The 13,207-nt window shown below is 39.1% G+C and carries 12 protein-coding genes; 9 read left to right on the forward strand and 3 right to left on the reverse strand.

The genetic code is table 11. From position 1 onward, the window contains the following. Positions 1-53: 53 nt before the first annotated feature. Positions 54-470 carry a DoxX family protein gene (locus A33Q_RS19525; RefSeq protein WP_009032986.1) on the forward strand — a complete coding sequence of 139 codons (417 nt, stop codon included), beginning with the start codon at positions 54-56 and terminating at the stop codon, positions 468-470. Here the strand turns inward: A33Q_RS19525 and recF are convergent. Beyond that, positions 464-1,573 (reverse strand): DNA replication/repair protein RecF, encoded by a 1,110-nt coding sequence (gene recF / locus A33Q_RS19530; RefSeq protein WP_009032985.1) that lies wholly within the window; start codon positions 1,571-1,573, stop codon positions 464-466. The two genes, A33Q_RS19525 and recF, sit on opposite strands and share 7 nt — an antisense overlap. Before the next feature lie 105 nt (positions 1,574-1,678). Here recF and pdhA point away from each other — a divergent pair, with 105 nt between their 5' ends. The 8 genes from pdhA (at position 1,679) to A33Q_RS19570 (ending at position 10,712) form a co-directional block, all read left to right on the forward strand. Then, positions 1,679-2,698 (forward strand): pyruvate dehydrogenase (acetyl-transferring) E1 component subunit alpha, encoded by a 1,020-nt coding sequence (pdhA, locus tag A33Q_RS19535; protein WP_009032984.1) that lies wholly within the window; start codon positions 1,679-1,681, stop codon positions 2,696-2,698. A gap of 119 nt (positions 2,699-2,817) precedes the next feature. Next, the gene (locus A33Q_RS19540) at positions 2,818-3,528 is read left to right on the forward strand and encodes a tetratricopeptide repeat protein (protein ID WP_040490774.1); all 711 of its coding nucleotides are present in this window, start codon (positions 2,818-2,820) and stop codon (positions 3,526-3,528) included. Between the two features lie 83 nt (positions 3,529-3,611). Further along, complete coding sequence (gene ribH, locus A33Q_RS19545; RefSeq protein ID WP_009032982.1) at positions 3,612-4,088, forward strand: 6,7-dimethyl-8-ribityllumazine synthase; 477 nt, start codon at positions 3,612-3,614, stop codon at positions 4,086-4,088. Between the two features lie 190 nt (positions 4,089-4,278). Further along, a complete protein-coding gene (locus tag A33Q_RS19550) occupies positions 4,279-5,601 on the forward strand; it encodes an aspartate kinase (RefSeq protein ID WP_009032981.1) in 1,323 nt (440 codons plus the stop codon). Between the two features lie 189 nt (positions 5,602-5,790). Continuing rightward, on the forward strand, positions 5,791-7,521 hold the full coding sequence (locus A33Q_RS19555) for a M14 family metallopeptidase (RefSeq protein ID WP_009032980.1): 1,731 nt from the start codon (positions 5,791-5,793) through the stop codon (positions 7,519-7,521). Between the two features lie 38 nt (positions 7,522-7,559). After that, positions 7,560-7,883, forward strand: coding sequence for a DUF6787 family protein (locus tag A33Q_RS19560; protein WP_009032979.1), 324 nt, complete (start codon positions 7,560-7,562; stop codon positions 7,881-7,883). A 150-nt stretch (positions 7,884-8,033) separates the two neighbouring features. Then, positions 8,034-9,824, forward strand: a complete 1,791-nt coding sequence (locus tag A33Q_RS19565) for an ABC transporter ATP-binding protein (protein ID WP_009032978.1) — start codon at positions 8,034-8,036, stop codon at positions 9,822-9,824. A 117-nt stretch (positions 9,825-9,941) separates the two neighbouring features. Continuing rightward, on the forward strand, positions 9,942-10,712 hold the full coding sequence (locus A33Q_RS19570; protein WP_009032977.1) for a DUF3050 domain-containing protein: 771 nt from the start codon (positions 9,942-9,944) through the stop codon (positions 10,710-10,712). A gap of 51 nt (positions 10,713-10,763) precedes the next feature. Here the strand turns inward: A33Q_RS19570 and A33Q_RS19575 are convergent, their stop codons facing one another. After that, the gene (locus A33Q_RS19575; RefSeq protein ID WP_016255612.1) at positions 10,764-11,711 is read right to left on the reverse strand and encodes a pyridoxal-phosphate dependent enzyme; all 948 of its coding nucleotides are present in this window, start codon (positions 11,709-11,711) and stop codon (positions 10,764-10,766) included. Positions 11,712-11,897: 186 nt separating this feature from the next. Beyond that, positions 11,898-13,184, reverse strand: coding sequence for a fasciclin domain-containing protein (locus tag A33Q_RS19580; protein WP_009032976.1), 1,287 nt, complete (start codon positions 13,182-13,184; stop codon positions 11,898-11,900). Positions 13,185-13,207 lie beyond the last annotated feature (23 nt).

The following is a 13,207-nucleotide window of genomic DNA, read 5'->3' on the forward strand; positions in this document are numbered from 1 at the left end:
ATTATTTCTTATTATTTTTGGTTTAGACCTTCCAATCTACTTAAACAAAAACCATGAAAAAAGTATTTTTCTCCACAAGCCCTTATTTTGCAGACTTAGCTAAACTTCTCCTGCGTGTAGGTTCTGCATTGATGATGTTAACGCATGGCTGGTCCAAAATATCCAATTTCAGCACAAACTTGACCTCTTTCAGAGATCCCATTGGCTTAGGTCCAGCAATTTCTCTTCAATTGGCAATATTTGCAGAATTTTTCTGTGCGATTTTGCTTGCAATTGGATTTCTTTCAAGGCTTTCGCTGATTCCGTTGATCATCACCATGAGTGTTGCAGCCTTTATTGCGCATGCTGATGATCCTTTTTCATCCAAAGAAAAACCACTCTTGTTTCTCCTTATATTTATTGTCCTGCTCTTTTTGGGCCCAGGAAGATATTCTGTGGATGGACAGATCAAGAAAAACAGAAATTATTGATTCCAGTTGGTAACAGTACCGTTTTCAATCATGAAAAATCTGCTGTCTGCATCTATTTCACCAAGGATTCCTTTGGATCTTTCTGGTCTAGCGTCTGTGATGAATAACTGCCCAAATTGATGATCAGCTACCAGATTCATCAGCTTTGAAATCCTACTATCATCCAACTTGTCAAAAATATCATCGAGCAAAAGAATGGGTTTAGTCTGTTTATGACTCAAAAAGATCATAAACTGAGCAAGCTTAAGTGCAATGACAAAAGACTTTTGCTGACCTTGAGATCCAAATTTCTTGATTGGGTATTCATCTATGTGAAATATAAAATCGTCTTTGTGGATACCCATATTTGTCCGCTTTAGCAGATAATCCCTCTTTGCCGAAGAACGGAACACTGATTCAAAATCAGCATCAGAACAGTGGGTATCATATCTTATGCCTATTTGCTCCTGATCGTCTGAGATGGTTTTGTAATGGGAAATGAGTAAAGGTTCATACTCTTGGATGAAAACTTTTCTCATTTCTGAAATTTTTTTGGACAATTTGATGATTTCCAGATCATAGGGTTCTATCAACTGGCTATTCCATTTACCGCTGTCAGCGAATTGTTTCAGCAAAGCATTTCTTTGTTTCAGAAAATGCTGGTATCTGACTAAGCTATTGAGGTATTGTCTGTCCAGTTGGCAAAGCATATTGTCAAAAAATTTCCTGCGCTCTTCACTACCGTCTTTAATCAGGGAGGTATCATCTGGAGCTATCATAACTACTGGAAGTAGTCCGATATGTTCACTCATTTTATCGTATGCCTTTCCGTTTTGGATCAGCTGCTTCTTTTTTCCCGCTTCTACGATACAGCGGATTTCAATTTCCTTCCCTTCCACATCAAAGTCGCCAAAGACGGTGAAAAAACTATCCTCGTGCCGGATATTGAAATTATCTTGGGGGTTGATAGCGCTTTTGGTGAGACAGAGGTAATGGATAGCATCCAGAAGGTTGGTTTTTCCACTGCCATTGATTCCCACAAAGCAATTTATTTCCTTTGAAAACTGCACCTTTGCCTTTCCATAATTTTTAAATTGTTGAAGGCGGATATTTTTGAGGTGCATATAAGGTAATCTGTAGGGTTTTTGACTATTTTCGCAATTGGCCTTAAAATTCAGCCCATTTGCTTATATTTGAGGCCTAATTTAGCATATTTTACAATAATCGATATGGCAAAAAAGAGTACTGCCAGCAAGGCAAAAGCAAAATATTCCAAAGATACTTACGCGTATTGGTATGAAAGCATGCTCTTAATGAGGCGTTTTGAAGAAAAAGCAGGACAACTCTATGGGCAGCAAAAAATCAGAGGTTTTTGTCACTTATATATAGGCCAAGAGGCTTGTGCTTCTGGGGCAATTACTGCTTTGGAAAAGGACGATAAGTGGATTACAGCTTACAGAGACCATGCACATCCACTTGGCTTGGGTACAGATCCAGGTGCAATTATGGCCGAACTTTACGGTAAAGCTACAGGTACCACCAAAGGTAAAGGTGGTTCCATGCACATTTTTGATAAGGAGAGAAATTTCATGGGAGGTCATGGAATCGTGGGTGCTCAGGTTCCAATGGGACTAGGAATTGGCTTCGCTGAAAAATATAAAGGAACCAAAAACCTATGTATATGCTACATGGGCGATGGCGCTGTTAGGCAAGGTGCGGTTCACGAAGCATTGAACCTGGCTATGCTTTACAAGACACCGGTAATTTTTGTAATTGAAAATAATGGCTATGCTATGGGTACTTCTGTCGCTCGTACATCCAATGTCACTGAACTTTACACCATAGGTGAAGCATATGATATGCCATCATTCCCGGTAGATGGGATGAATGTAGAAGCAGTGCATGAAGCAGTAGCTGAAGCGGCTGAAAGAGCAAGAAAAGGCGATGGCCCCACTTTATTGGAATTCAGAACATATAGATATAAGGGTCATTCAATGTCTGATCCTCAAAAGTATAGAACAAGAGAGGAAGTAGAAGAATACAAGCAAAAGGACCCTATTGAACAGGTTAAGCAAACTATTCTTGACAACAAGCTTTTGACCGAAGAAGAAATTTCTAAAATTGATGAAAAGGTTAAAAAACAAGTTGCTGATGCAGTGAAATTTGCTGAAGAGTCACCTTGGCCTGATGGGGAAGATGCATTTAAGGATGTGTATATCCAGGAAGATTATCCATTTGTGATGGAATAAAGTAAAATATCTTGAAATCAGCCATGGGTATCGAGAGCGTATACTCATGGTTGGTTTTTTTTATAGGTATTTGTGAATTAAGTAAAAGCTTTATATTTGCGGCTGCAAAAAATATTAAAATGGCGAAGAAAAATCAAAAAAAGGCAACAGAAGCAGAATACGAGCTTTTGGAAAAACCAGAAGAAATAGCCAGCAGGTTAGAAAGAGGTGAAGCCTTTGTAAAAAAGAATTCAAGAATTTTCGGTGGTATTCTGATCGTAGGAATCCTTGCGATGGCAGCCATCCTATATTTTCAAATAGACAGGCAGAATAAGGATAAAAGAGCCCAAGCTGAAATGTTCCAGGCTGTTTATTATTTTGAGCAGGACAGTACAGATTATGCACTGAACGGTGATGGTTCTAATCCTGGTTTCCTTAAAATTGCAGATCAATATAGTGGCACCAATGCAGCTAATTTGGCCAATTTTTACATTGGTTCTATATATTTATCAGAAGGTAATTTCCAAAAGGCAGTAGACCATTTGAAGAAGTTTTCTTCAGGCGATTACTTTGTACAAGCTAGAGCCTACGCTTTATTGGGTGATGCCTATTTGGAGCTCGGCAATACCAAAGATGCTATCTCCAATTACAGAAAAGCAATTGATCACAAAGAAAATAAACACTTTGCACCAAGGTACTTGAGCAAACTTGCCATTGCTTATGAAGAAGCAGGTGATATCAATAATGCAATCAAAACTTGGGGAACCATCGAGGACAAATATTTCGAGTCTTTTGAATTTACCAACGCACGAAAGCATAAAGCACGCTTGGAAGGTCTTGCCTCTAAGTAATGCTTTCTTAATAAAGCATTTTGAAAGAGTAAGGCCTCAAGTCTTACTCTTTTTTATTTTCTGAAATTCTAAAACCAAAGTATATGGCTACTTCATTAAAAAGCCTGAGCCAGTATTCAGATAAAAATATACTGGACATGTCAGACAAAAAATTTGGCATTGTAGTTTCCGAATGGAATGACCAGGTAACTGAGTCTCTTTTTTCCGCAGCAGTGGATACCTTGCTCAAGCATGGAGCAAAAAAGGACAATATTTTCAGGAAAAACGTACCTGGGTCATTTGAACTTTCTCTTGGGGCCCAGTGGCTTGCTGAAATTAGTGAAATTGATGCTGTTATCTGTTTAGGTTGCGTAATACAAGGCGAAACCAGACATTTTGATTTTATCTGTGACGCGGTTGCTAATGGTATTACCAATGTGTCTTTAAAATATAACAAACCTGTAATCTTTGGCGTTTTGACTCCTGATACATTGCAACAGGCTCTGGACCGATCTGGAGGCAAGCATGGAAACAAAGGTGATGAAGCGGCTATTACTGCGGTGAAAATGCTTGGATTTTGAAAATTAGAGGCAATAATTAAGATACAAGACAATAGAGTCAAGAAGCGAGAAACTTCGAGATTTTTAAAATCCCCATGGTCAAGGATTAAAAAGGGCCAAGTCATAGAAAAAGAAACGAGACCTACCTGCCAGTAGGCAGGTAGGTCTCGTTTCTGATCTCTATTAAAAGAACTCAAACCTGCTATTGAATATGAAAATCATGAAATTCGGGGGCACCTCGGTAGGAAAGCCCGAAAGAATGCATCAAGTGAAAGACCTTATTACGAGGGATAATCAGAAAAAAATAGTAGTGCTTTCAGCTCTATCAGGCACTACCAATGCCTTGGTAGGAATAGGAGATGCACTTGCTGCTGCCAATAAGGAACTGGCTAAAGAAAGAATAGATGTACTGCATAAGCATTATCTGGCCTTTTATAAAGAGCTACTCAAGACTGATGCTGCAAGGGTAAAAGCTGATAAGATTGTCAAAGAGCATTTTGAGTTTTTGAATATCATCCTCAAGATTTCTTTTAATGAGGCAATTAATAGGGATATTCTTGCTCAAGGAGAGTTGCTTTCTACCAAGCTGTTTTACACTTTGTTGCAGGAGTTGGATATTCAGGCTGTATTTTTACCTGCCCTGGATTTTATGAGTATTGATGAAAATCATGAGCCGGAGCTGACAAAAATTTCGGATAAAGTAAAGGTGATTTTGGCCAATTATCCTGGAGATAGAATATTTGTCACACAAGGGTATATCTGTAAAAATCACAGAAATGAGGTTGACAATCTCAAAAGAGGTGGATCAGATTATTCAGCTTCTTTGATCGGAGCAGCTATCAGTGCCGAAGTAGTGGAAATATGGACTGATATAGATGGAATGCACAACAATGACCCTAGGGTTGTAGATAAAACCAGGCCTATTGCTCAAATGTCTTTTGATGAAGCTGCTGAATTGGCATATTTCGGAGCTAAAATTTTGCACCCTGCATCTATTTGGCCAGCCCAGCAATACAACATCCCCGTAAAACTTCTCAATACCATGGAGCCTGACGCAGTTGGGACTACCATCACCGCTAAAGAGCTTGGAACAGGTGTAAAAGCTCTGGCCGCAAAAGATGGAATTACTGCCATTAAAATTAAATCTAGCAGGATGTTGTTGGCTTATGGCTTTTTGAGAAAAGTATTTGAAGTCTTTGAAAAATATAAGACTTCTATTGATATGATCACAACTTCTGAGGTAGCTGTTTCCCTTACGGTTGATGACACTTCCCACCTCAAAGAAATTACTGCAGAATTGGAAAAATATGGTACTGTAGAAATTGACACCAATCAGACAATTATATCAGTTGTAGGGAATTTAATAGCAGAGTCTAAAGGCACAGTAGCTAAAGTCATGAATTGTCTGGAAGAGTTTCCTTTAAGAATGGTCTCTTATGGTGGTAGCAGACATAATGTGTCTATTCTTGTTGATGCCAAGTTCAAAAATGAAGCCTTGAGGAGCTTGAATGAAGGGCTTTTTGAATGGAATTGATTGAAAATGGGTTTCCTGGCATTTTCAATCATTTTGACTTTTATTAGATCAATCATATTCCGGACTTTTCGTTACGATATATCGTAACGAAAAGTCCGAAACTTAAACCCTCTTTCTTGATCCTAAAATCATTTTCTCCAATAATGTAATTGCTTTGGGTAAGTTTCAGCATTTTACCCAAATTTGGGCATGAAAAATATTGTTAGCCTCAAGATATTGTTGATATTCAGTCTTACTGCATTTGCCCAGCAGGAGTATAAGACCCTTTTTGAAGAAAGTGAGGGTACAAAGACTCCAGAGTATGAGGAGGTGATCCAATACTTTCAAAATCTGGCAGATGATTTTGATCAAGTTAAAGTTGTTGAAATGGGGATGACAGATGCAGGGTATCCACTACATCTTGTTTTGTTGGATAAAACACAGGTTTTTGATCCCCAAAAATGGCATGAAAAGAACAGGCCGATTTTGTTTATCAATAATGGCATTCATCCGGGTGAGCCTGACGGGATAGATGCGAGTATGATGTTGTTGAGAGATATTTTATTGGGCAAGCAGCAGATTAATGATGAACTGGTTATAGCACTTATACCTGTTTACAATATTGGGGGTCACCTAAACAGGGGTTCTCACAGTCGGGTAAATCAAAATGGTCCTGAAGCTTATGGTTTTAGAGGTAATGCAAGAAATTTTGATCTCAATAGAGATTTTATAAAAGCTGATACCAAGAATGCCCGCTCTTTTCAATTGATATTTAACTGGGTGAGGCCACATATTTTTGTAGATACACACGTCAGTAATGGAGCAGATTACCAACATGTGATGACACTGATTTCTACCCAACACAATAGACTCGGAGGCCAGGCTGGCCAATACCTGAATGAAGAGCTTAATCCTTTTTTGTATCAAAAAATGGATGAAAAGGGATTCCCAATGGTACCCTATGTGAATGCATGGGGAGGTAAGCCAGAAGATGGATGGACTCAGTTCAAAGATTTGGGTCGTTATAGTTCCGGGTATGCAGCACTTTTCGGCACTTTAAGTTTTATGCCTGAGACCCACATGCTGAAACCATATAAAGAAAGAGTTGAATCAACCTATAAATTACTGGAAGCCTTTTTAGAAATACTGAATAAAGAAGGAAACAAAATCGTCAATGTCGTCAAGTCAGACAGGGAAAGCCAGAGGGCAAGGAGTGAGTTTGCATTTAACCATATTTTGGATAAGGAAAAGCATAGCTTGATTACATTTAAAGGTTATGAATCAGGTCAAAAGCCATCAGATATCTCTGGATTACCGAGATTATATTATGACAGGGGAAAGCCCTTTACCAAGGAAGTTAAGTTTTTTGACACCTACAGAGAAGGACAGTTAATCAAAAAGCCTGAAGCTTATATCATTCCACATGGATGGTATACAGTAATCGAAAATCTTCAAAGAAACGGTGTAACCCTTACTCGTCTCCCCAAAGATACCACTATCAAGGTCAGTATTTATCATATTGAGGACTTTCAGACTGCTACCCGTCCATTCGAAGGGCATTACCTGCACAGCAACACTAAAATTGTAAAAAGCCAGGGCTTTATGGATTTTCGATCAGGGGATTATTTGGTGACTATGAATCAGGAAGTTAATCGATATATCATGGAGGTATTGGAGCCTGAAAGTGAAGACAGCTTTTTCAATTGGAATTTTTTTGATACTGTACTTCAGGCCAAAGAGGGGTATTCTGCGTATGTTTTCGAAGATTTGGCCAATGAGTTTTTAGAAGCTCATGGTAGAATGAGGCAGGTATTGGAAGAGGAGAAAGCAAAGGACGAGAATCTAGCCAACAGCGCTGCTGCACAGTTGAGGTGGGTTTATGAGCGCACCCCTTGGAAAGAAAAAGAACACAACCGCTATCCAATATTTAGGATAGATTAATCGCACTATTCGGGATTAGGATTGTTAAGTGTTTTGATATGGAAGAAAAAGAAAAGAAAAATTTTCTGGAAAAGCTTCAGACTAAGTGGAACCTAAAGAGTTTGAGACAGGTGGTTCTTGTACTTGTTGTATTTGCATGTACAGGATTCACCATTCTTTTTATCAAAAAGCCAATTTTTGATTTCCTCGGTATTAGTATGGAGCGTGGAGGTTTTTGGAAAACCATACTTTATCTTTTATTGGTTTTACCTCTATATCAAATAATCCTGTTGATATGGGGGTTTGTCTTTGGTCAGTTTTCTTTTTTTTGGGAAAAAGAAAAACAGTTTTTCAGAAGAATCACAGGTAGGAAAAAAGAATGATTTCGAAAAGATCAGTATGGACTCATAGGTGATACCTTTTCCAAGATATCAACGATTTATACCCGAGGCTAAAAAAGCCTGAAAAATTGACCACAAGGGAGAGGGATTGATTAAATTTGCAGATTGTATAGAAGTGAATAGGTTTAAATAATGGCAAAAAAGAGAGGTACGTCCCTGGAAGAACACGAGAAGAGAAAACTCAATAAACAGAATCTGGGCAAATTGGGGGGTATATTTAGGTTTGTCCTGCCTTATAAATTCAATTTTATTCTGGGGATGCTTTTTTTGGCATTTTCCAGTCTCACCTTACTTACTTTTCCTTTTGTAGCAGGCAAATTGATCGATGCTGCCTCAGGGGAAGAGTGGTTGGTCAATGGCATCAATAACATTGCCTATATTCTTTTGGGCATTTTATTGATACAGTCTATTTTTTCATTTTTCAGGGTTTGGCTTTTTGCCAAAGTCAGTGAGAGAAGCATGCGGGATATTAGAATAGCTCTGTACAGCAAATTGGTGCAGTTACCAATGACATTTTTTGATAAAAGGAGGACAGGGGAACTGATCAGTAGGATTACTGCTGATGTGAGCATGTTGCAGGACACATTTTCTACTACTTTGGCCGAGCTGTTTAGACAGATCATTACTTTGATAGCAGGTGTGATATTCCTAATGTTTACTACGCCTAAGCTTACACTTTTTATGCTAGGGACTTTTCCTGTTTTGGTAATTATTGCGATGGTTTTTGGGAAATTTATCAGAAAACTATCTAAGCAGACTCAGGATGAACTGGCGGCAGCCAATGTGATTGTTGAAGAAACTCTTCAGTCTATCATGACAGTAAAATCTTTTGCTGGTGAAGATTATGAATCAAATCGCTATAGAAGTGGTCTGAACAAAGTTGTCAATGTTGCATTGAAGGCGGCAGGATTTAGAGGAGCATTTATATCCTTCATCATCTTTGCCCTTTTTGGAGGGATAGTAGCAGTGATGTGGTATGGAGCGTCTTTGGTGGCTTCAGGAGATATGAGTGTAGGTGACTTGGTTTCATTTGTTTTGTATACCACATTTATTGGTGGATCAATTGCCGGCTTAGGTGATATTTACGGACAGATTCAAAAAGCAATAGGCTCTTCTGAGCGTGTACTTGAAATACTTGAGGAGGTTCCTGAAGAATCCACCGCGGATTTTCAAATGGTACCTGTAGAAGGTGATATCATTTTTGAGCATGTGGCATTTGCTTACCCAACAAGGCCAGAAGCCCAAGTACTCAAAGACATTAATTTTTCAATTAGGGCAGGTGAGAAAGTTGCCCTTGCGGGACATTCAGGAGCAGGGAAATCTACAATTGTCCAACTGCTTCTTAAATTTTATCCTGTTGAAAATGGTGTATTGTCTGTTGATGGCAAGCCTGTTTCCCAATGGAATCTCAAGCAGCTTAGATCAAATATTGGGATAGTGCCTCAAGAGGTATTGCTTTTTGGCGGAAGTATTAAAGAAAATATCGCTTATGCCCGCCCGGAAGCTTCAGAAGAAGAAATAATTGAAGCTGCTAAAAAAGCCAACGCGTGGCAGTTTATCAGTCAATTTCCGGAAGGATTGGACACCAAGGTTGGGGAGCGGGGGATTAAACTCTCGGGTGGTCAGCGTCAAAGGGTAGCCATTGCACGGGCCATTCTCAAAGACCCTGCGATATTGATTTTGGATGAAGCGACTTCTTCCCTTGATGCGGAGTCGGAGTCTTTGGTTCAAGAGGCCTTGGATGAGCTGATGAAAAATAGGACGACCATCATCATAGCGCATAGATTAGCTACTATTCGAAAAGTAGATAGAATTTATGTGCTCAAAGAAGGTGAAATTGTAGAAGAAGGAACTCATGAGCAATTAGCTATTCAAGAGGATGGCTTTTATGCAAATTTGGTTCGTCTTCAATTTGCTGAATAGGTTGATTTTTGGATTCATGAACTTACATATCAAGGCAACGAAAAATAAAGAGCAGTCAGGTAACCAAATTAGCTGATTCTTGGTTTATACTTTAATCACCCTTAAGTTTAGAATAGTATGAATACCGAAAAACTGATGGAGGCCATTCAGCCTTACAGAGATAAATTATTGAATCATCCAATCTACAAGGACATGAAATCCCTGGAAGATTTTCAGGTTTTTATGGAGCAACATGTGTTTGCTGTATGGGATTTCATGAGCCTGCTCAAGGCTCTTCAGTTGAAGTTGACTGGGATGAGTCTGCCTTGGATACCATCTGGAGAACCAATGGTTACCCGTTTGATAAATGATATTGTGATGGCAGAAGAAAGTGATGAAGATGGCCATGGAGGATATTGCTCGCATTTTGAACTTTATTTGAGGGCTATGAAAGAGGCGGGTGCCAGTACTTTTGCAATCGATTCGCTATTGGAGCTATTGACTCAGGGAGAAACTTTGGAGGCAGCGCTGGATCATGTCAATATCCCTGAACCCACAAAGCGTTTTTTAAGAACTAATTTCAGAAAAGTGATGATAGGTAAGCCTCATGAAATTGCTGCTTCGTTTACCTTGGGAAGGGAGGACTTAATACCTGATATGTTCAGAAGATTAATCAATGACCTGATTGCTTCTAAGCCCGAAGAATTGAAAACGTTGGAGTATTACTTCGAAAGACATATCCATTTGGATGAGGATCATCATGGTCCTTTGGCCATGAGGATGCTGGAGTATTTATGTGGAGCTGATGAGATAAAATGGAAGGAAACAGAGCTTGCTGCAATAGAAGCTTTGGAAGCTAGAAAAATCCTTTGGGATGGGATTCACGATCAGATTTTGGTGGAAGTTTAATTTTATTTACATCTGAAATAACAATAGGAGTGGGCGACCCCACTCCTATTGTTATTTAAAAGGTAATTTTGCCAAATCTACATTGCCCCCTGAGAGGATAATACCTATTTTTTGGTTTTGGAATCTTTCTTTATTTTTCAACAGAGCTGCCAAGGGTACTGCACAGCTAGGCTCAATGACAATCTTCATTCGCTCATAAATAAGCCTCATTGCCAGGATAATTTCATCGTCATTTACTGTAAGTATATCATCTACATGTTGAAGTATGATTTCAAAGTTGATTTTTCCCAAAGAAGTCAAAAGCCCATCGGCTATTGTTTTTGGGTTTTTCATTGGGATCAACTCTTTGGCTTGAAATGAGCGATAAGCATCATTGGCACCTTCCGGTTCAGCTGCTATTATTTTGGTTTTAGGTGAAATGTAATGTGTAGTGAGGGCTGTTCCTCCTAATAAGCCACCTCCACCAACGGGTGCCATAATGGTGTCAAAATCAATTTTTTCCTGCCACATTTCCAAGGCACATGTAGCCTGACCTTCCACTACATGAATATTATCGTATGGATGGATAAAAGTAGCTCCTGTCTTAGCGACCACCTCATCTAAGGTCCTCTCCCTTGCCTCAAGTGTAGGTTCACATTCTATGATTTCACCTCCATAACCTTTAACGGCCTTCTTTTTGATTTCAGGTGCATTGGAAGGCATGACTATGTAAGCAGGAATTCCGCCTACTTTTGCCGCCCTTGCCAAAGCGGCGGCATGGTTGCCACTGGAATGTGTAGCTACTCCATTTCGCATCGCCTCTTGACCCAATTTACTCACGGCATTGGCAGCACCTCTGGCTTTGAAAGCTCCAACTTTTTGAAAATTTTCACACTTAAAATAAATTTCTGTTCCTGCAATTTTATTGATTGCTTCAGAACTCAAAACAGGGGTGTGATGGATGAAAGACTTAATCCGATCATGGGCTTCTTTTATATCCTCAAGTGAAGGTAATGACATAGGTATTGAATAAACTTTATAACGAGATCTGAATTGTATGGAAAATTTCAAATGGACTTTTTTGGACAATTCTCAAATATCCCAGAATTTTTCAAAGCTACCTAATCAAAACAATTCTATAAACCTTAAAAAAACAGAAAGGCAGACAACATAGTGACTACCTCTCTGAACCAAACTTACCAAAATTTAATCGGTAATGATGATTTCTCCTTCCATAGAAGGGTGTGCAGTACATCTGTATACGGCTAACTCTTCTGCTAGCCCATTAGTTAAAGTGAAAGATACATTTGCTCCATCTACTTCAAAGGCAACTTCTGAGTCTCCTTCAAAAGAACCTTCCTGATCTCCCTGAGCTAATAAGATATTTCCTTCACTATCTCTGAAATCCAATGGGTGTGCAGACCCTCCATCATTGACAAATGTGTATCTTAAACCAGCTTGGAGTGTAATTGCCGCGTTTTCAACATCCAATTCACCTGATGCACCTTCTCCATTTATGGAAGAAATGACATAAGCAGAAGCTCCTACATTGTCTAAAGTGATTGTGGCAGATACTTCTTCTCCCATTGCTGGTAATAGCACTCTATCAATAGCGTGGATTACACCATTTGTTGCATGAATATTTAAGCTTGTGGCAATCAAACCTGATTCATTGATTTGTAGGTTCTCCAAGTCAACTGATAATGTCTGTCCATTCAATAAGGTAGGTAAATCATTTCCTTGTCTTAGATCCTGGGAAAATGCACGAGCAGGAACTACATGGTACTCCAAAACGCTGGTCAATAACTCCAAAGGAATTTCATCTACTCCAGTAACCCCTAAAACATCGTAAAGATCTTCAAATGCAGCATCTGTTGGAGCGAAAACTGTTAAGTTATCACCTGAACCACCACTTACTGCTTCTACAAGTTCAGCTCTTGAAAGAGCTGCAACAAGTTGCGTAAACTCAGGCTCAGATGATTCTGTTGCTGCTAAAGCAATTTCCGCAATGCTATATTCAGGAGCAGTTATTACATTATCCAAAACATGTATTATACCATTTGAAGCATCAATATCTGTATCTATAATTCTGGTATTACCATTGATCCAGATAGAATTATCAGGAGCAACACTGATATAAAAGGTCGAATTCGCAACGGAATTCACTGCACCGGCCTCTACTGCACTTGAAGGAATTTCGCCTGGAACTACGTGATAGGTTAAGATTTCGGCAAGATTTTCATTTCCTAATAATTGTTCTGCTGTTAGATTATTTTCTTCTAAAAATCGGGAAAAAGCATCATTATTAGGAGCAAATACTGTAAATGGACCTGGACCGGACAAAGTTTCTGCTAAATCCGCCTCTACTACCGCACTCACCAACGTAGAAAAATCATCGTTGGATGAAGCTACATCGACAACATTTTGGCCTTCAGGTTCTGTAGTTATCGGATCAGGTTCATCATCTTCACTACAAGCAAATGAAATTGCCATTAACCCAATTAAAACAAAATAAA

Source organism: Indibacter alkaliphilus LW1, assembly GCF_000295935.2.
GTDB lineage: Bacteria > Bacteroidota > Bacteroidia > Cytophagales > Cyclobacteriaceae > Indibacter > Indibacter alkaliphilus.

Excerpts from the sequence above, each read along its gene's own strand:
- A33Q_RS19560 (WP_009032979.1), top strand. The coding sequence starts at position 7,560 with ATGGAAGAAAAAGAAAAGAAAAATTTTCTGGAAAAGCTTCAGACTAAG.
- A33Q_RS19565 (WP_009032978.1), top strand. The coding sequence starts at position 8,034 with ATGGCAAAAAAGAGAGGTACGTCCCTGGAAGAACACGAGAAGAGAAAA.
- A33Q_RS19570 (WP_009032977.1), top strand. The coding sequence starts at position 9,942 with ATGAATACCGAAAAACTGATGGAGGCCATTCAGCCTTACAGAGATAAA.
- A33Q_RS19575 (WP_016255612.1), bottom strand. The coding sequence starts at position 11,711 with ATGTCATTACCTTCACTTGAGGATATAAAAGAAGCCCATGATCGGATT.
- pdhA (WP_009032984.1), top strand. The coding sequence starts at position 1,679 with ATGGCAAAAAAGAGTACTGCCAGCAAGGCAAAAGCAAAATATTCCAAA.
- A33Q_RS19540 (WP_040490774.1), top strand. The coding sequence starts at position 2,818 with ATGGCGAAGAAAAATCAAAAAAAGGCAACAGAAGCAGAATACGAGCTT.
- A33Q_RS19550 (WP_009032981.1), top strand. The coding sequence starts at position 4,279 with ATGAAAATCATGAAATTCGGGGGCACCTCGGTAGGAAAGCCCGAAAGA.
- A33Q_RS19555 (WP_009032980.1), top strand. The coding sequence starts at position 5,791 with ATGAAAAATATTGTTAGCCTCAAGATATTGTTGATATTCAGTCTTACT.
- recF (WP_009032985.1), bottom strand. The coding sequence starts at position 1,573 with ATGCACCTCAAAAATATCCGCCTTCAACAATTTAAAAATTATGGAAAG.
- A33Q_RS19580 (WP_009032976.1), bottom strand. The coding sequence starts at position 13,184 with ATGGCAATTTCATTTGCTTGTAGTGAAGATGATGAACCTGATCCGATA.
- A33Q_RS19525 (WP_009032986.1), top strand. The coding sequence starts at position 54 with ATGAAAAAAGTATTTTTCTCCACAAGCCCTTATTTTGCAGACTTAGCT.
- ribH (WP_009032982.1), top strand. The coding sequence starts at position 3,612 with ATGGCTACTTCATTAAAAAGCCTGAGCCAGTATTCAGATAAAAATATA.